Here is a 15,986-nt window from a genome sequence, read left to right on the forward strand (position 1 = left end):
CGGCGGGGCCGCGGGGGGGGGGCCGTTTGTGGGGGGCCCCCGGTGTTCGCCCCCCCCCCGCCCCCCCCCCCGGGGCCCGGGGGGGGGGGGGCCCCCCCCCCGGGCCCCCCCCCCCCCGCCCGCATTTCACAGGATCCCGTTCGTTGACGGAATTCCCGGCTTCTCCTCACCCCCGAGGGTCAGAAGAAGTGCTTTCGCCCACCGACCGCGCGGCCGGTCGCACCCAGGATCCAGAGGATGGCGCCCACCAGGACAAGGACGCCGCCGACCGTCGTCAGCAGGCCCATACCGACAAGCAGGCCGATAATCAGCAGAACAAGCCCAAGGAGGATCATCTTCGTTTCCCATCGTCGATTCCGTTTCAGACGCGTATACGCCTGCGCTTCACAACGACCTCAGGGCAACCCACCGGCATATCCCGGCTCCGAATGCCGCCAGGACCTCGTTGCGAAGGTCCGTGTGCCCGGCAATTCGACGCTCACACACATCACTCACACACATCTTCCGAATCATGTTCGCCGCTGTCGTGCCAGAAAGACCGCGGCCGCCCCCGACAGCAGCAGGAAGAACGCGGCGGCCCCGGCCGACAGCCACGCCAGCAGGGCCGCGCCGCCGCCCCCGACATCGTCTTCGCGGGCGACCACCCGCGGATCATCCGCCTGGTACCGGACGGTCATGGCGGCGCCGACGGATTGCTTGCCGCCTCCGCTGCCCACCGGGAGGTCGGCCACCACGGTCCGCCCACCGGCCTCGAACCTCACCTCGCACTGGCCCGACATGCACGCTCCGGCCGTGTGCAACGTCGCCCGAGCCCGCTCGCCGCCCTGGAGGGAGCGCAGGTGCTGGGCCGCCGGAAACATCACCAGCGCCGACAGCGCCCCCAGCAGCAGGGCGAGAGCCAGCGACATCAGCATGGACGCGCGAGGCCCCACGCCACTCGCGCCGCCGCCGGCCGTGTCCGCGTCCGCGCTCGACGGGGCGCGCACCCCGGGCGCACCCCCGTTCGCTCTGCCGTCCAACCGGCCCACCCCCCTTGCCCGTCGGCACCGCGCCGACGTTTCGTTTTCTCATGTCCGAGCAGGGTAGGCGGGTCAGCGAGGTGAATTCAGTGGGTGATGTCGGCACACAGGGCCCGGCCCGACTGCCTGTTGTCGGCAACCACGGCCGGGGTGTCAGCGCTCCCGCGCAGGTTGAGCGCCGTCGCAGTCGAACAGAAGGCGCAGGGCATCGCAGCGCAGCGCGGGGAGCACGCCACCCCGGACCGCCCCGCACCGCCCCGTACCGCACGGCAGAGAGCGCTTCCGGCCGAGCATTCCGGTCCGGTAACAACGCCCTCACCGTCTGCCATACCCCTTTAGGGTTCCTCACAGTTGCCCCTTGAACGCGTTCAAGGGGCTCTCCTGGGGAGGGGGACCGCGAGATGCGCAGTGGAGCGAAGGTCGCCGTGATCGGCGGAGCGTTCGTCCTGATGGCCGGAGGGATCGGTTACGGGGCGTACAGCATGCTCGGGGACACGGTCGGCGGGGACGGCGGGCCGCGGAGCGCGTCCGAGTCGTCGGACGTGAAGACGGGACCGCCGAGCGCGGAGGAGATAGCGGAGACGTCGAAGGGCTTCCTCGACGCGTGGGCGGCGGGGGACGCGAGGGCCGCGTCCCTCCTCACCAACAACGAGGCGGGCGCGGAACCGGTGCTCGCCTCGTACGGCGAGGACGCCCGCATCGGCGAGGTGAAGATCACCCCGGGCCCGGCCGTCGGCACGAAGGTGCCCTACAAGGTCAAGGCCACTGTCTCGTACGACGGTAATTCCAAGCCCCTTGTCTACGCCTCGGAGTTGACCGTGGTGCGCGGCCTGACGACGGGCAAGGCCCTGGTCGACTGGGCCCCGACGATCGTGCACCCGCAGCTGACGGAGGGTGCGACGCTGAGGACGGGCGAGTCCTCGACGCCGACGATCGAGGCCGTCGACCACAACGGGACGGCGCTGACCAAGGAGGAGTACCCCTCGCTCGGGCCGATCCTGGACACGCTGCGCGAGAAGTACGGGGCGAGCGCGGGCGGTTCACCCGGCATCGAGACATGGATCGAGCCCGCCGACGAGACCCAGCCGGACGTCATTCTGCTGACGCTGGCCAAGGGCAAGCCGGGCAAGGTGCGGACGACGATCGACGCGGGCGCTCAGGAGGCGGCCGAGCGGGCGGTGAAGAAGTACGCGGAGGCCTCCGTGGTCGCGGTGAAGCCGTCGACGGGGGCGATCCGCGCGGTGGCCAACAATCCGGCGACCGGGTTCAACACGGCGATGCAGGGAAAGCAGGCGCCCGGCTCGACGCTGAAGATCATGACGGCGGCGATGCTGCTGGAAAAGGGCCTGGTCACGGCCAACGGGGCGGCGGAGTGCCCCAAGGAGGCCAGGTACTACACCCGCACGATCCACAACCTGAAGCACTTCTCGCTGCCGGACGGCTCCACGTTCACGCAGAGCTTCGCCAGGTCGTGCAACACCGCCTTCGTCAAGCTGATCGACGAAGTCGACGACGACTCGGCGCTCGCCAAGGAGGCGCGGGAGGTCTTCGGGATCGGCCTGGACTGGAAGACCGGTGTCGTCACGACCGACGGCAGCGTGCCGGAGGAGGTCCAGGGTGAGGCCGCCGCCCAGTACATCGGCCAGGGCACGGTCCAGATGAACGCCCTCAACATGGCGTCCATCACCGCCACCGCCCGCACCGGCACCTTCCGCCAGCCGGTCATCGTCCCGCAGTCCCTGGACGACCGGCAGTTGGCGACGGCATCGCGCTCACTGTCGCCGTCCGTCACCCAGCAGCTCACCACGATGATGCGCGCCACGGCCGCCTGGGGCACCGGCGCGAAGGCGATGGCCTCGGTGGGCGGCGACAAGGGCGCGAAGACCGGTTCGGCGGAGGTCGACGGGCAGGACACCTCCAACAGCTGGTTCACCGGCTTCAGCGACGACCTCGCGGCTGCCGCGGTCGTCCAGACCGGCGGCCACGGCGGCGACGCGGCGGGCCCGGTCGTGGCGGAGGTGCTGCGCGCGGGCCGCTGAGGCCGCAGCCGTTCGACGCACGGGGCGCGGGGCACTGGGCACGGGGCACTACGTCCCCTCGCGTGCATACTGCACCGACCGCTAGCGTGCAGCCATGAACACATCCGAACCCCCCGAAACCACGCTTGCCGCCCCCGTCTCCCCCGCCCACCCCCGGTTCGCCGAGGCGCTGGCCGAGCTCGGCCTCCAGGCAGAGGTGCGCCGCTTCCCGGACGCGACCCGTACGGCGGCCCAGGCCGCGGCGGCGGTCGGCTGCTCGCTGAGCGAGATCGTCAAGTCCCTGGTGTTCACGGCGGACGGCGTGCCCGTGCTGGTCCTGATGGACGGCTCCTCGCGGGTGGACGTCGAGCTGGTACGGCGTGAACTGGGCGCGCGGAAGGTCGAGCGGGCGGACGCGGACCTGGTCCGGGAGGCGACCGGGTACGCGATCGGCGGCGTACCGCCCTTCGGCCACGCCACCCGGACCCGGGTGCTGGCGGACCGGCGGCTGCTGGACCACGCGGTGGTGTGGGCGGCGGCGGGCACTCCGCACACGGTGTTCCCGCTCGACCCGAAAACGCTGATCGCCCACGCGGGCGCGAGGGTCACGGATGTGCGCGAGCCCGCGAAGTGACCCCGCTGGTCACCCTCGCGGTCCTCATGGCTGCCCTCACACACGCCAGTTGGAACGCCATCGCGCACGCGATCAAGGATCAGCTGGTCTCGTTCACCCTGATCTCCGGCGGCGGCCTGCTGATCGGCGTGGTCATGGCTCTCTTCGTCCCGCTTCCGGCGGCGGGGGCCTGGCCCTATCTGGTGGCATCGGCCGTGCTGCACGTCGTGTACATGCTGCTGTTGATGCGCTCGTTCACACTCGGCGACTTCGGGCAGATGTACCCGATCGCCCGGGGCACGGCCCCGCTGGTGGTGACGGTCCTGGCGGCGGTGTTCGTCGGCGAGCGTCCGAACGGCTGGGCCACGGCGGGCGTGGCGGTGGCCTCGGCCGGGCTGGTCGGGCTGGCGCTGTGGGGCATCCGGGGCTCCGGCAAGCGCCCGCACTGGCCGGCGATCGTCGCGGCCCTCGGCACGGGTCTGGCCATCGCCGGATACACGACGGTGGACGGCGTCGGCGTCCGGGCCTCCGGCACCCCCCTCGGCTACATCGCCTGGCTGATGATCCTTGAGGGCCTGGTGATCCCGGCGTACGCGTACTACCGCCACCGGGCCGAACTCCTCCCGCAGCTACGGCTCTACGCGGTACGCGGCCTGCTCGGCGCGGTCCTCTCGGTGGCCGCGTACGGGCTGGTCCTCTGGGCCCAGACGAAGGCCCCGCTCGCCCCGATCGCGGCGCTGCGGGAGTCGTCGATCATCGTGGGCGCGGCGATCGGCACGATCTTCTTCAAGGAGCGCTTCGGTGGCCCGAGGATCGCGGCGGCGGGGCTGATGGTGGTGGGCATCGGGCTGATGCTACGCACGAGTTGATGCCTCCCGCCCTGCGTACGCACAGGATGGGAGGCATCAGGAGGGATCGGGACGGCAGGACTCAGACGCTCGCCTTCGCCGACTCCTCGTCCTTGTCCTCGCTCTTGTCCTCGTCCGTTCCGTCGGCCTTGTGGGTGCGGACGTATTCGAGGAAGGTGTTCAGCTCGCGTTTGACGACGGGCGCCAGGAGGTAGAGGCCGATGATGTTGACGACGGCCAGGGAGAAGAGCACCGCGTCGGCCAGGTCGATGAGGGTCTGGAGGGTGAGCAGGGACCCGGAGACCGCGAGCAGGGTGTAGAGGGACTTGAAGACGATCTCGCTGGTGCGGCTGCGACCGAAGAGGTACGTCCAGGCCTTGAGGCCGTAGTAGCCCCAGGTGAGGACCGTGGAGATCGCGAAGAGCAGCACGGCGACGGTCAGGACGTACGGGAACCAGGGCAGCACGGTCTCGAAGGCGTCCGAGGTGATCGTCACGCCGCCGATCGACTCACCCTCGCGGGCCTCGCCCCAGCTCGCCGGGTTGGCGATGACGATGGTCAGCGCGGTCATGGTGCAGATGACGACCGTGTCGATGAACGGCTCCAGCAGGGCGACCAGGCCCTCGCTGGCCGGGTGCTTGGTCCTGACAGCGGAGTGGGCGATCGGCGCGGAGCCGAGGCCCGCCTCGTTGGAGAACGCGGCGCGCTGGAACCCGATGATCAGTGCGCCGAGCACACCGCCCGCGACGCCCTCGGGGTTGAAGGCACCCTCGATGATCGTGCCGATCGCGGCGGGCACGGCGGTGACGTTGACGAGGATGACGACGAGGCAGGCGACGATGTAGATCCCGGCCATCGCGGGAATGAGCCGGCTGGTGACCGAGGCGATGGAACGGATGCCGCCGAGCAGCACGATCCCGACGAGGGCGGCGACGAGGACACCGAAGAAGAGCGCCCCGGCCGAGGAGCCCATCGCCCCGTCCTCGCCGCCGGTGACGGAGACGAGCTGGGCGTAGGACTGGTTGACCTGGAAGAGGTTGCCGCCGAAGAGCCCGAAGAACAGGATCATGATCGAGGCGAGGACGGCGAGGAACTTGCCGAAGGTCTTGCCGTTCTTCCCGAAGCGTTCGCCGAGCCCCTTGGGCAGGTAGTGCATCGGTCCGCCGGAGACGGTGCCGTCGGCGTGGACCTCGCGGTACTTCACACCGAGGGTGACCTCGACGAACTTGGTGGCCATGCCGAGGAGACCGCAGAGGATCATCCAGAACGTGGCCCCGGCGCCGCCGATGGAGACGGCGACGGCCACACCGGCGATGTTGCCGAGGCCGACGGTGCCGGAGACGGCGGCGGTCAGCGCCTGGAAGTGGTTGACCTCGCCCGCCGATTCCTTGTCGTCGTACTTGCCGCGCACCACGTCGATGGCGAGGCGGAACTTTCGTACCTGGACGAATCCGAACCATCCGGTGAAGACGAGGCCCGCCACCACCAGCCAGGCGACGATGAGCGGAAGGTCCGTCCCGCCGACGGGGACGGCGTAGAAGACGATCTCGCCGAGCCATTTGGCTATGGGTTCGAAGAACCCGCTGACAGCTCCGTCGACGTTCTCGGTTATGGATTCGAGTGACACGTTGGCTACCTCGATGGAGCGGGAACGGCGGACAAGTGGGGTGTCCTGGCCGGTCGGTGTGCGATGGGGGGACGCTTCTGGAGGGACGAGCGAACGTCGTTGCCCGGTCAACGACCTGGCGTGTCCCATGAGTTGGACGACGATGACGGTCGCTCCGGCCTGCCGCCGGGGCGGTCCCGGCACTCCGCTTCGGCGAGGTTTCCGCCTACGAAGTTGGGCATTTTTACCATGCTTTTTACCTGATCTTTAGTGATGCAGGTCACTTTTCCAGAGAACGCGAGTGAAGATCCTGGGTGGGCGGTGTCACCGCTGCGCGGAGACGCGGATACGTCAATCGGACACCTGTCGGCAGGTCGGAGGGGGCACTTCTCCCGTCGCCTACCCCGCCGGTCGCCACGTAGACAGGCCGGTGCGACGCGTCAGCGGCGTCGAACGGGCCACCGCGAGCGGCAAGGATCCGGGGGGCGGTGGCGGCCAAGAGGGGGACGGGAACCCTCAGCCGGACGAGGCCCGAGCTGGAGAGCGGCATCCGCCCGACGAACTGCGGGACGTCACAGGCGAGCGCGACCGCGCCGTCCTGGTCGGACCACTATCGGTATCGCAGGGCGCCTACCCTCGCGACCGGGCCGTGCGGCTTACCGCGTTGCGGCGTACGCCACGAAACCCGCCCACGCGGCGGGCCCGACGGCGAGACGGGGGCCCTGAAGGTTCTTGGAGTCGCGTACGTGGACGGCGCACGGGGCGGTCGCGACCTCGACGCAGTCATTGGGATTGCTGCTGTCGCTGTAACTGCTCGTGAACCAGAGCAGTTCGGACGGGTCCACGGCAGAAGGCATCTGATTCACGTCGCTCCCGAAGAGGGTCAGTGCGTTGCGGCGTACGCCACGAAACCCGCCCACGCGGCGGGCGCGACGGCGAGACGGGGGCCCTGAAGGTTCTTGGAGTCGCGCACAAGGACGGCGTACGGGGCGGTCGCGACCTCGACGCACTCGTTGCTGTTACTGCTGTCGCTGTAGCTGCTCTTGAACCAACTCAGCTCGGACGCATCCCCGGCAGAGGTATCGCTGATCATGTCTCTCCCAGCACTTGCTCGATGAAGGCCCGCGACTCCCTCGGGTTGAGAGCCTGCGCCCGGATGATGCCACACCGCAGTTCGATGAACCGTAGGTGCTTCGGATCGGAGACCGGCCGACTGCCGAAGTCGCCCTCGGAGCGCCCGATCGCCGAGCCGTCCTTGAACTTCAGCACCTGCATCTCACCTCCCATTCCGGCATGCTCATCGCGACTGGTCGGCATCACCTGAATGTCGACATGGCGCAACTCGCTGACCTCGAGGAGGTGTTCGAGCTGTCGACGCCACACCATTCTGCCTCCGAGGTGGCGTCGCAGGGTCGCCTCTTCTTGGACGAAGCTCAGCTCGGGTGCGGGCGAGCGGCTGAAGATGGACTGCCTCGCCACACGAGCAGCCACCAGTCTCTCCACTTCGTCCTGTGAGAACGCGGGCCTGCGCATCCCGAACAACGCCCGCGCGTCCTCCTCGGTCTGCAAAAGACCGTGAATGTTGTGGTTTCCGTACGCCGAGAGCTCCACGGCCGCAGCCTCCAGCTTCGCCAGCTCCCGGATCTTCTTCGGGTACCGCACCTCCGCCAGGTCGGACTTCATCGCCGCGAGCTTCCCGCCCGCCCCCACCGCCAGATCCACCGCATCCATGAACTCCGGTCGGGGGATGCGCCGGCCGCCCTCCACCTTGTAGACGAGATCCTCGCCGTACCCCATGGCGGAGCCCAGCTCACCCGCCCGCATACCCGCACCCTCGCGCCACGCCCTGATCTGACGGCCCACGGCGGCCACTACCGCCACCCCTGACTCGTCGTCCGGGTCGACCTCCCAGCCGGGCTCGTCCACCCCGCCGTCCCCGCGCTCCGTACCGTCGCCAACCATGCTCATGAGAGCCCCACTTCCGACGTGCGTGCCGTTCTTTCCTCAACCGCTTCCGTTCCCCGCACGTCACCCCCGACGGCCCGGACAACACCGGACAAGCCCCGGACACTCACCGTACGCAAGGGCTTCATCACTGGGCACGGTACGTCGGGACGGCCACGCTGAGTGACATGAATCAGGAAATCCACCGCGCCCATCACACGCCCATCGAACGGGCGTTCACCGTGCTGCTGTCCCCCACCCGCCGAGGGGCCCGGCTCGCTCGGCTGCTCACAGCGGCCCATCTCGGAGCGTGGGGGCTCCCATCCGAAGCGGAGACGGCGGCACACATCGTGGCCGAACTGGCAGCCAACGCGACGGTGCACGGGCGCGTGAAGGGCCGGGACTTCCAACTCGGCCTCACCGTCAGCGGAGGCACGCTGCGGATCGAGGTCACCGACACGCGTGGCGACAGCATTCCGCCCGGCCCGGGAGCGGTGAAGCCGCCCGAGGACGACGACTCCGAGACAGGACGGGGCCTGCTCATCGTGGAGGCGCTGGCGGACCACTGGGGCATCACGCCCGGACCCGTCCCCCGTAAGACCGTGTGGGCGGAGATCGGCCTCGTACGGTGACGACCCCCACCGGGTCGTGCGCCGCCGCGACCCGGTGCGTCCCAGCAGCCCCCCGACCGGATCGTTCTCGACCGCGACCCGGCGAAGCGCGACATCAACTACTCAAAGAAACAAGAGAAATAACCCCACCCGACCCACCCCCCGGCGACCACCTGACGCATCCCAGGGGCCCACCGGAACCTCGTCACCCACACGAGTGAGATTTCCCAACTCAGCTCGCTTTCGGGCGGGTTGTCCGGCATATGCTCACGCCAACACCCCACCGGACACACGTCGGCCCCCGACCGGGACAGCAATCCCAACCGAGGGCCTGGCCACCAAGGAAGTTAGGGCTTCCCGATGGATACCCAGCAGAATACTGCGCTCAGCCGCGCCCTGGCGGAGATTCCCGGACCACTGCCCACCAGCGGCGTGATCCACATCGCCATCCCGCACACCGACCGCTTCACCGTCGTCGGCAACCACCTCGCCCAGCACCCCGACCTCAGCTGCACCGCAGTCGGCATCGCCGTCCGCATCCAGTCGCTGCCCCAGGGCGTGGAAGTGAGCATCAAAGCACTCGCCGCCCGCTGCCGCGAAGGCGAGAAGCGCATCGCGGCCGGCCTGCGCGAACTGGAGAACTTCGGCTACCTGCAACGCGTCCGGGACCGGCTCCCCAGCGGCCGGGTCATCACCCGCACGGTCTTCTGCAACCAGCCCACCGCGCTGTTACGCCCCCGCAGTCCGGAAGCGCCGCAACAACCCGCCGAGCCACCCCCACTCCAGTCACCGGCACCGGCACCGGCACCGGCACCAACCGAGCCACCCAGGTCCACTCCGGACCCGGCACCCGCACCCGAGCCGGACAGGTCCGCACCCCCGCACGTACCGCCGCCACTCCCCCGCGAAACGCCCCCGGCCCCCCTCTTCGTACCGCCGATCCCGCCCCCGACCGCACCCAAACCACCACCCGCACCCCTCCCCCAGCCCGACGAACCCACCCCCGAACTGAACCGAGCGGCCACCGCACTCCTCAGCGACCTACGCCGCCACACACCACAGTTCACCCTCTCCGAAACCGACATCCGTCAACTGGTCCCCGGCGTCGCGGCCTGGCTCGAACGGGAAGCCCACCCCGACGCCATCCGCCGCACCCTCACCACCGACCTGCCCCACCCCCTCAGACACCCCGCCAAACTCCTCAAACACCGACTGACCACCCTCCTGCCCCCACCCCTACCCGGCTCACACGACCTGACCGCCCCCACCCGCCCCCGCACCACCATCACCCCCTTCCAGACCTGCGACGACTGCGACCGCGCCTTCCGCTCCCCCACCCCCGGCCACTGCCGCGACTGCCGCGAAGACCGCACGTACCGAACCGACCCCGTACGAACTGCCGCCTGAGCCACTCGTTCCTCGCCCCGTTCCGACGTTCCGGCGCTCCGGTGCTCCGACGGCTCAGGCCACCAGAAGGCGGAGCCCCAACTCTGCCGTGTCGAGGGCGGCGAGGTCGCGGTTGCGCTCGGCCCACCGGCCCGAGGACAGGTCGTCGCGGAGGCTGTCCACCGCCCGCTGCTCGGCCTCCGGCCCGACCCGGACCGTATCGACGTCGGCCTGGTGCACCACTGGCTCTCCACCGACGCCTTTTGGGCACTCGGCCGCAGCCGTGACCTCGTCGAGCGGTCCATGCGCGGTTCGCTCAACTTCGGTGTCTACGGGCCCGACGGGGCCCAGGTCGCCTACGCCCGGATCGTCACGGACCGGGCGACCTTCGCCTGGCTCTGCGACGTGTACGTGGACCCGGCGCGCGGCCGGGGCCTCGGCGTGCGGCTGGCGACCGCCGTGCGCGACCACCTCGCCCCGTACGAACTCAAGCGGACCCTCCTCGCCACGCTGGATGCCCACGAGCTGTACGCCAAGATCGGGTTCGTCCCCGTGGCCGACCCCACGATGCTGATGGTCCTGAGCGCTGAGCGGTAGGTGAGCACCGTGCCGGACGGAGACGGGACACTGCCTCGCGCCAGCGGTTCACACCGCCCTCGCTGCTCTGACATCAGGGGAGTTGGGCGCGGAGTTCGAGGCGGTCCACGCCCCGGAGACGGTCATCTCCCGGCTCCGCGCGCGGCTGCGGCGTTGCGGCTGAGGCATCCGGGTGGGCAGGCGGTCAGTGGGCGATGCCGTCGATCAGCTCCCTCGCCCCCTGGCGCAGCAGGCTGACCGCGACGGAGGTGCCCAGGGTGGCCGGGTTCAGCGCCCCGGCCCATTCATGGGCGTTGAGGACGGTCTTGCCATCGGGGGTGAAGACCTTGGCCCGGAGCGACAGGTCGCCGTTCCGTTCCACTTGGGCGTACCCGGCGATGGGGCTGTTGCAGTGCCCCTGCAGCACGTGCAGAAACATCCGCTCGGCGGTCGTCTCACGGTGTGCCGCCGGGTCGCCGAGCCCGCTCACGGCGTCGATGAGGCCGGTGTCGCCCTCGCGGCACTGCAGAGCGAGGACCCCGGCACCGATCGGCGGGCACATCACCTCGGGCGACAGGATCTCGGTGATGACGTCGGGGCGGCCGATACGCTCCAGCCCGGATGCAGCGAGGAGCAGCGCGTCGGCGTCACCTGCGGCAAGCTTGTCCAGCCGCCGGTTGGCGTTGCCGCGCATCGGTACGCAGCGGAGGTGCGGGTGCGATGCGGCGAGCTGGGCGGCGCGGCGGACGGACGACGTCCCGATACGCGTCCCGGCGGGCAGCTCGTCGAGGTGCCGGCCGCCGGGGTGGATCAGCGCGTCGCGGATGTCGTCGCGCCGGAGGAAAGCGGCGAAGGCCGTGCCGGCGGGCAGGGGCCGGTCCGCCGGGATGTCCTTGACACAGTGCACCGCGAGGTCGGCTTCCCCCGCGAGGAGGGCCGCATCCACCTCCTTCGTGAACGCGCCCTTGCCCTCCACCGCGCTGAGGTCACCCATCCACTTATCGCCTGTCGTCCTGACCGGGACGACCTCCGTACGGGTGTCGGGGTGAAGGGCGGCCAGCTCGGCTCGGACGCGCTCCACCTGGGCGAGTGCCATGGGCGAGTCACGGGACACGATGCGGATCAGATCGGCGGGCATGGCACTCACGATAGACCGTCAGATACGGGTTCCGACGAGAAGCCCCGACGCCCATGTTGCAGTGGTTCCAAGCATGTTGGATTGCTCGGGCAGGTGTGCGAGGAAGCCGTCGACCCGCGCCTGATGGTCGCTGGGCCAGGTGGGCTGCGGCAACAGGTCGTCGACGATGTACAGGCCGCCAGGCTCCAGCAGTCCGATTAGGTCGTCCAGGCGATGGAACTTTCCGGGGCGGCAGTCAACGTAGGCGAGGGCGAGAGGCGGCCCGGCGTAGCTGTCGAGCCACGCTTCGGCGTCTGCCGTCACGAAAGACACGCGGGTGTCGTGGCCCAGGTGGGCTGCGGCAACAGCCTGGTGCGCGAGGTCCATCTCGACGCTGGTCAGGTGGGCGTCGGCGCGCATGCCATGAAGCAGCCAGGACGCCCCGGCACCTGCTCCCGTGCCCAGTTCGACCATGTGCCCACCGGGCTTGGACGCAGCTAGCGTGGCGAGGAGGGAGCCGGTGCGGTCCTCGCACGACATGGCGAATCCGAGGCGCATCGCGTCGGCGAGGAGGGCGTCGAGGGCAGCCGGTCGGAAGTACGGACGGTCATCCACGGTTCTGCTCCAGGTGTGTGGCAACCTGTTCGGCGGCGAACGTGAGCACGTGGTCCGCGCCCGCGCGCTGAAGCATGGCGATGTACTCGGTCATGCCCTCGCATCCCAGCTCTCTCAGAGCAGGCCACTCGCCGGAGGTGGAGTACGCGACGAGCGGTGCCTCTTGGTCGGCCCGGAGCCTTACGAGGACGTCGACTGCGGTCATGACCGGCTGGAGAGTGAGCGAGTCTGCACCCTCGGAGATCCAGCGCCGGGCCTGGACCACGGTGTCGCGCTGGGCACGGCCCTGTTCGAGCTGCAGTCCACGCCGGTGGCCTGCAGGCGGGTCGGTAGTCATCAAGGTCTTGAACGGCCCGTACAGCGTCGTGTGGATCGCCAGATTGGGGTTCACCCCGATGTCGCGGAGCCCACTGTCGTCCAATGCAGCGCGGACAGCGCGTACCGAGCCCTCAAGCATCGCGGTGGGCGATACGACATCGGCTCCGGCCTCAGCGTGCTGAACTGCCATCTCACCCATCAGCCGGTAGGTCGCGTCAAGGTCGATACCTCCGGCGGGGGTGCGCAACACGCACTCGCCACTGCTGGTCCAGGAGCAGCCGCACACTTCCGTGGTCACGGCCAGATCCGGTGTGGCTTCTCTGATCGCCGAGACTGCCTGAACCATGAGGTTGCCTGCGGACAAGGCGTTTGACCCGGCGTTGTCGCGGTCGTGGCCAAGGGCGAATGCCTTGACGCCCCCGATGCCGAGCCCCCTCCAGCGGGCCACGGTCCGCCGTACGTCCGAAAGCTGCACCGCTCCAGGGAGCCTTCCGGCCCCCGGGTGCCCATCAGGGAGCGCGAGGAGCGGGGCACTTAGGTGTGCGGAGGTAAGCGCTGGGCGGGTGTAGAGGGCGCGCACGGCGGACCGGGCACGCGAGGGATTGACGCCGTCGGGGCGGGCGGCCGGTAACGGCCGTTCGGTGAGTGTGGTCATGCGCTCAGTAGATACCGACACCCTGTCGGCAAGATAGGGCGCGCGGAATCAATACAGGGAGCGCGAGCAGCACGCGAGCACTCTCCCGGGGAGCGGCCGGAAGCCGGAGCCTCCCCCACTCCGCCACCACCTCCCCGTCTTCCTCCACCCCGTCGGGCGGAAGCCGAGTGAGGCGTACAGGTGCGCGGCTGCCTGATTCTCCGGGGCGTGGGAGAGGCGCACCACCGTGCCGTCCTCGCGGGAGGAGAGCCAGGACGCCAGGGCCCGTACGGCGGCCCGGCCGATGCCCGCGCCCGGTGGGCGGCGTCGATCAGCATGTCGCCGATCCAGTGCGCACCGTTTTCGTCCCGGGCCCACATGAGGTGTCCGGCCACCTCGTCGCCCGCGCAGACGGCGAGCGAAGTCCCGGTCTCCTCGCGGCTGCTCAGCACCAGGAAGCGAGCGGCCAGGGCCGGGACCCCGTTGCGCTGGTCGTCGCGGGGCGCGCTGTCGGCGACCGCCCGCCCGTTGTCCGCGTCCACCTCGCGCAGGTGACGGGGCGGCCGGTCCTGTCCGTGTGTCCGTGGTCGATCATCCGCGCGAGGTAGGTCCGCCGGGCGGTGCCCGACCACGGATTTACGGCTGCGTGTTCACGGCTGCGTCATCGCCTGCCGGAAGCCCGTGTTCACCGCGAGGATCCCGCCGTCCACGCGCAGCGTCGTCCCGGTGATCCAGGCCGCGTCGGTGGAGGCGAGGAAAGCGACGGCGGACGCGATGTCCTCGGGGGTGCCGACCCGGCCGAGCGGGTAGAGGGCGGCGGCCCGGTCCAGTTCGGCGTCGCGGCCCGCCCAGGCGTCCGTGCGGATCGTGCCGGGGGCGACCAGGTTGACGCGTACGCCGCGCGGTCCGGCGTGGCCCGCCAGCGTACGGGTGAGGCTGGTCAGGCCCGCCTTGGCGGCGCTGTACGCGTGGCCGCCGAAGTCCTGCTCGCCGTTGACCGAGCCGATGGTGACGATCGCACCCCGGCCCGAGGCGACCAGGTGCGGCAGCGCGGCGCGGGCGCAACGGAACGGGCCGGAGAGGGTGATGTCCAGGTCGCGTTCCCAGACCTCGTCCGTCTCGTCCTCGAAGAGCGGGGTGTCCTGGCCCGCCGCGTAGGCGTTGTTGACCAGGACGTCGAGCCGGCCGAAGGCGGCGACCGCGTGGGCGACGGCCGCCTCGACCGCCGCCCGGTCGGCCACGTCGCAGACGAGGGATTCGGCGGCGCCGCCCGCCTCGCGTATCGCCGCCGCCGTGTGGGCGGCACGCTTCGCGTCCAGGTCGGTGACGAGGACGGAGGCGCCTTCCGCCGCCAGGCGGCGGGCTGTTGCCGCGCCGATGCCCTGGCCTGCGGCGGTGATCAGGACGCTGTATCCGGCGAAGCGGGTGGCCGGGGTCCGGGCGGATGCTGGTGTCATAGCGCCGACCGTACTGCCCTGACCAGGGCCTGGGCACGGGGGTCTGCCGTGACTCCCTTCTGGAGCCCGTTGGTGACATAGCCCAGCGCGATGCCCGACTCCGGGTCCGCGAAGCCCAGCGAGCCGCCCCGGCCCGGGTGGCCGAACGAGCCGGGACCCAACAGCGGCGCCGCCGGGCCGTGCAGCATGTAGCCCAGGCCGAAGCGGGTGTTGACGACCAGGACCCGGTCCGGACCCGCCGACTCCTCCGTGCGGGCCAGGGTGAGCGTGGCGGGCGCGAACAGGCGGCGGTGGCCGTCGACGGGGCCGATCATCGCGGCATAGCAGCGGGCCAGGCCCCGGGCGGTCGCGATGCCGCCCGAGGCGGGGAGTTCGGCCGCACGGTAGGCGGGGTCGTTCTCGTCGGGGAACGGGTCGATCGCGCCGAACGCCCTGCGGGTGAGGGAGTCCGGGTCCCGGTAGGCCTCGACGACGGAGCGTTTGGGGCGTACGCGCAGAGCGCCCGCCGCCGCGGCGGCGGCCGGGGGCTCCACCGGGCCGATGCGGCCGACGCGGTGGGCCTCGTCGGCCGGGAGCCCGAACCAGAAGTCGAGGCCGAGCGGGCGGGCGATCTCCTCGGCGATCCAGCGGCCGATCGTGCGGCCGGTGGCTCGGCGGACCAGTTCGCCGATCAGCCAGCTGTAGGTCTGGGCGTGATAGCCGTGGTCGGTGCCGGGCTCCCACTGCGGGCGCTGGGCGGCGACGGCGGCGGGCCCGGAGACCCCGTCGGCGGCCTCGGCGGGGGTGAGGGCGGTGTCCAGGGCGGGGACCCCGGCCCGGTGGGCGAGGAGGTCGCGGACGAGGACGCGTTCCTTGCCGTTCGCCTTGAACTCCGGCCAGTAGGTGGAGACCGGGGCGTCCAGGTCGACCTGCCCGCGCTGGTGGAGGAGGAGCGGGACGGCGGCGGCGATGCCCTTGCCCGCCGAGCGGACGATCTGGACGGTGTCGACGGCCCAGGGTTCGGTGCCGTCGACGTCTCGGGTACCGGCCCACAGGTCGACGACCTTGCGCCCGTGGCGGTAGACGGCGACGGCCGCGCCGCGCTCCCCGCGCTGCTCGAAGTTGCGGACGAACGCCTCCGCGACCGGTTCGAACCCGGGCGCGACCGTGCCCCGTACGTCCACGGCGACGGCTTCGGTCACGGTCACGGCTTCGGTCACGGCCTCGGTCACGTCCGCTCCCGTG

General features: G+C 70.5%; 17 protein-coding genes and 2 pseudogenes. 6 read left to right on the plus strand and 13 right to left on the minus strand.

What is annotated here, in order from left to right:
• Positions 1-179: 179 nt before the first annotated feature.
• Together ACZ60Q_RS33285 and ACZ60Q_RS33290 are read right to left on the minus strand one after the other, a co-directional pair.
• The gene (locus ACZ60Q_RS33285) at positions 180-335 is read right to left on the minus strand and encodes a hypothetical protein (RefSeq protein WP_469641302.1); all 156 of its coding nucleotides are present in this window, start codon (positions 333-335) and stop codon (positions 180-182) included.
• Between the two features lie 174 nt (positions 336-509).
• A complete protein-coding gene (locus ACZ60Q_RS33290) occupies positions 510-1,028 on the minus strand; it encodes a hypothetical protein (RefSeq protein WP_469641303.1) in 519 nt (172 codons plus the stop codon).
• A gap of 392 nt (positions 1,029-1,420) precedes the next feature.
• Between ACZ60Q_RS33290 and ACZ60Q_RS33295 the strand changes: the two genes are divergently transcribed.
• The 3 genes from ACZ60Q_RS33295 (at position 1,421) to ACZ60Q_RS33305 (ending at position 4,519) form a co-directional block, all read left to right on the plus strand.
• Positions 1,421-3,058, plus strand: a complete 1,638-nt coding sequence (locus ACZ60Q_RS33295; RefSeq protein WP_469641304.1) for a penicillin-binding transpeptidase domain-containing protein — start codon at positions 1,421-1,423, stop codon at positions 3,056-3,058.
• A 94-nt stretch (positions 3,059-3,152) separates the two neighbouring features.
• Positions 3,153-3,671, plus strand: a complete 519-nt coding sequence (locus ACZ60Q_RS33300) for a YbaK/EbsC family protein (protein ID WP_469641305.1) — start codon at positions 3,153-3,155, stop codon at positions 3,669-3,671.
• Complete coding sequence (locus ACZ60Q_RS33305) at positions 3,668-4,519, plus strand: EamA family transporter (protein WP_469641306.1); 852 nt, start codon at positions 3,668-3,670, stop codon at positions 4,517-4,519. Before ACZ60Q_RS33300 ends, ACZ60Q_RS33305 begins: the two co-directional genes overlap by 4 nt.
• A gap of 61 nt (positions 4,520-4,580) precedes the next feature.
• Here the strand turns inward: ACZ60Q_RS33305 and ACZ60Q_RS33310 are convergent, their stop codons facing one another.
• From ACZ60Q_RS33310 to ACZ60Q_RS33325, 4 genes are all read right to left on the minus strand, one after another.
• Positions 4,581-6,125: an alanine/glycine:cation symporter family protein gene (locus ACZ60Q_RS33310; RefSeq protein ID WP_469641307.1), complete on the minus strand. Its 1,545-nt coding sequence runs from the start codon at positions 6,123-6,125 to the stop codon at positions 4,581-4,583.
• 635 nt (positions 6,126-6,760) lie between these two features.
• Positions 6,761-6,961: a DUF397 domain-containing protein gene (locus ACZ60Q_RS33315; protein ID WP_469641308.1), complete on the minus strand. Its 201-nt coding sequence runs from the start codon at positions 6,959-6,961 to the stop codon at positions 6,761-6,763.
• 26 nt (positions 6,962-6,987) lie between these two features.
• Positions 6,988-7,197 (minus strand): DUF397 domain-containing protein, encoded by a 210-nt coding sequence (locus tag ACZ60Q_RS33320; protein WP_469641309.1) that lies wholly within the window; start codon positions 7,195-7,197, stop codon positions 6,988-6,990.
• A complete protein-coding gene (locus ACZ60Q_RS33325) occupies positions 7,194-8,072 on the minus strand; it encodes a helix-turn-helix domain-containing protein (protein WP_469641310.1) in 879 nt (292 codons plus the stop codon). The genes ACZ60Q_RS33320 and ACZ60Q_RS33325 overlap by 4 nt, the downstream gene beginning before the upstream one ends.
• 164 nt (positions 8,073-8,236) lie before the next feature.
• Between ACZ60Q_RS33325 and ACZ60Q_RS33330 the strand changes: the two genes are divergently transcribed.
• On the plus strand, positions 8,237-8,680 hold the full coding sequence (locus tag ACZ60Q_RS33330) for an ATP-binding protein (RefSeq protein ID WP_469641311.1): 444 nt from the start codon (positions 8,237-8,239) through the stop codon (positions 8,678-8,680).
• Positions 8,681-9,019: 339 nt separating this feature from the next.
• Entirely contained in the window at positions 9,020-10,066 is a 1,047-nt protein-coding gene (locus ACZ60Q_RS33335; protein WP_469641312.1) for a hypothetical protein, read from the plus strand.
• A gap of 54 nt (positions 10,067-10,120) precedes the next feature.
• Here the strand turns inward: ACZ60Q_RS33335 and ACZ60Q_RS33340 are convergent.
• Positions 10,121-10,258, minus strand: a pseudogene (locus ACZ60Q_RS33340) (MerR family transcriptional regulator); the annotation flags it as partial.
• Between ACZ60Q_RS33340 and ACZ60Q_RS33345 the strand changes: the two are divergent.
• A complete protein-coding gene (locus ACZ60Q_RS33345) occupies positions 10,235-10,642 on the plus strand; it encodes a GNAT family N-acetyltransferase (protein WP_469641369.1) in 408 nt (135 codons plus the stop codon). The pseudogene ACZ60Q_RS33340 and the gene ACZ60Q_RS33345 overlap by 24 nt on opposite strands.
• 184 nt (positions 10,643-10,826) lie before the next feature.
• On the opposite strand, the gene hemC is transcribed toward ACZ60Q_RS33345, so the two are convergent.
• The 6 genes and pseudogenes from hemC to ACZ60Q_RS33375 form a co-directional block, all read right to left on the minus strand.
• Entirely contained in the window at positions 10,827-11,759 is a 933-nt protein-coding gene (gene hemC / locus ACZ60Q_RS33350; protein WP_469641313.1) for a hydroxymethylbilane synthase, read from the minus strand.
• A gap of 18 nt (positions 11,760-11,777) precedes the next feature.
• The gene (locus tag ACZ60Q_RS33355) at positions 11,778-12,353 is read right to left on the minus strand and encodes an O-methyltransferase (RefSeq protein ID WP_469641314.1); all 576 of its coding nucleotides are present in this window, start codon (positions 12,351-12,353) and stop codon (positions 11,778-11,780) included.
• Positions 12,346-13,326 (minus strand): hypothetical protein, encoded by a 981-nt coding sequence (locus tag ACZ60Q_RS33360; RefSeq protein WP_469641315.1) that lies wholly within the window; start codon positions 13,324-13,326, stop codon positions 12,346-12,348. Before ACZ60Q_RS33360 ends, ACZ60Q_RS33355 begins: the two co-directional genes overlap by 8 nt.
• 118 nt (positions 13,327-13,444) lie before the next feature.
• Positions 13,445-13,900: pseudogene (locus ACZ60Q_RS33365) on the minus strand (GNAT family N-acetyltransferase); the annotation flags it as partial.
• A 55-nt stretch (positions 13,901-13,955) separates the two neighbouring features.
• Positions 13,956-14,762, minus strand: a complete 807-nt coding sequence (locus tag ACZ60Q_RS33370; protein ID WP_469641316.1) for an SDR family NAD(P)-dependent oxidoreductase — start codon at positions 14,760-14,762, stop codon at positions 13,956-13,958.
• Positions 14,759-15,925 carry a serine hydrolase domain-containing protein gene (locus tag ACZ60Q_RS33375; protein WP_469641370.1) on the minus strand — a complete coding sequence of 389 codons (1,167 nt, stop codon included), beginning with the start codon at positions 15,923-15,925 and terminating at the stop codon, positions 14,759-14,761. The genes ACZ60Q_RS33370 and ACZ60Q_RS33375 overlap by 4 nt, the downstream gene beginning before the upstream one ends.
• Positions 15,926-15,986: the final 61 nt, after the last annotated feature.

The sequence above is a fragment of the Streptomyces sp. NPDC104313 genome (assembly GCF_055583985.1).

What these genes read in the sequence shown, in the direction of transcription:
- ACZ60Q_RS33285 (WP_469641302.1), bottom strand. Translation starts at nt 335, where the DNA reads ATGATCCTCCTTGGGCTTGTTCTGCTGATTATCGGCCTGCTTGTCGGT.
- ACZ60Q_RS33370 (WP_469641316.1), bottom strand. Translation starts at nt 14,762, where the DNA reads ATGACACCAGCATCCGCCCGGACCCCGGCCACCCGCTTCGCCGGATAC.
- hemC (WP_469641313.1), bottom strand. Translation starts at nt 11,759, where the DNA reads ATGCCCGCCGATCTGATCCGCATCGTGTCCCGTGACTCGCCCATGGCA.
- ACZ60Q_RS33295 (WP_469641304.1), top strand. Translation starts at nt 1,421, where the DNA reads ATGCGCAGTGGAGCGAAGGTCGCCGTGATCGGCGGAGCGTTCGTCCTG.
- ACZ60Q_RS33360 (WP_469641315.1), bottom strand. Translation starts at nt 13,326, where the DNA reads ATGACCACACTCACCGAACGGCCGTTACCGGCCGCCCGCCCCGACGGC.
- ACZ60Q_RS33315 (WP_469641308.1), bottom strand. Translation starts at nt 6,961, where the DNA reads ATGCCTTCTGCCGTGGACCCGTCCGAACTGCTCTGGTTCACGAGCAGT.
- ACZ60Q_RS33330 (WP_469641311.1), top strand. Translation starts at nt 8,237, where the DNA reads ATGAATCAGGAAATCCACCGCGCCCATCACACGCCCATCGAACGGGCG.
- ACZ60Q_RS33320 (WP_469641309.1), bottom strand. Translation starts at nt 7,197, where the DNA reads ATGATCAGCGATACCTCTGCCGGGGATGCGTCCGAGCTGAGTTGGTTC.
- ACZ60Q_RS33335 (WP_469641312.1), top strand. Translation starts at nt 9,020, where the DNA reads ATGGATACCCAGCAGAATACTGCGCTCAGCCGCGCCCTGGCGGAGATT.
- ACZ60Q_RS33325 (WP_469641310.1), bottom strand. Translation starts at nt 8,072, where the DNA reads ATGAGCATGGTTGGCGACGGTACGGAGCGCGGGGACGGCGGGGTGGAC.
- ACZ60Q_RS33300 (WP_469641305.1), top strand. Translation starts at nt 3,153, where the DNA reads ATGAACACATCCGAACCCCCCGAAACCACGCTTGCCGCCCCCGTCTCC.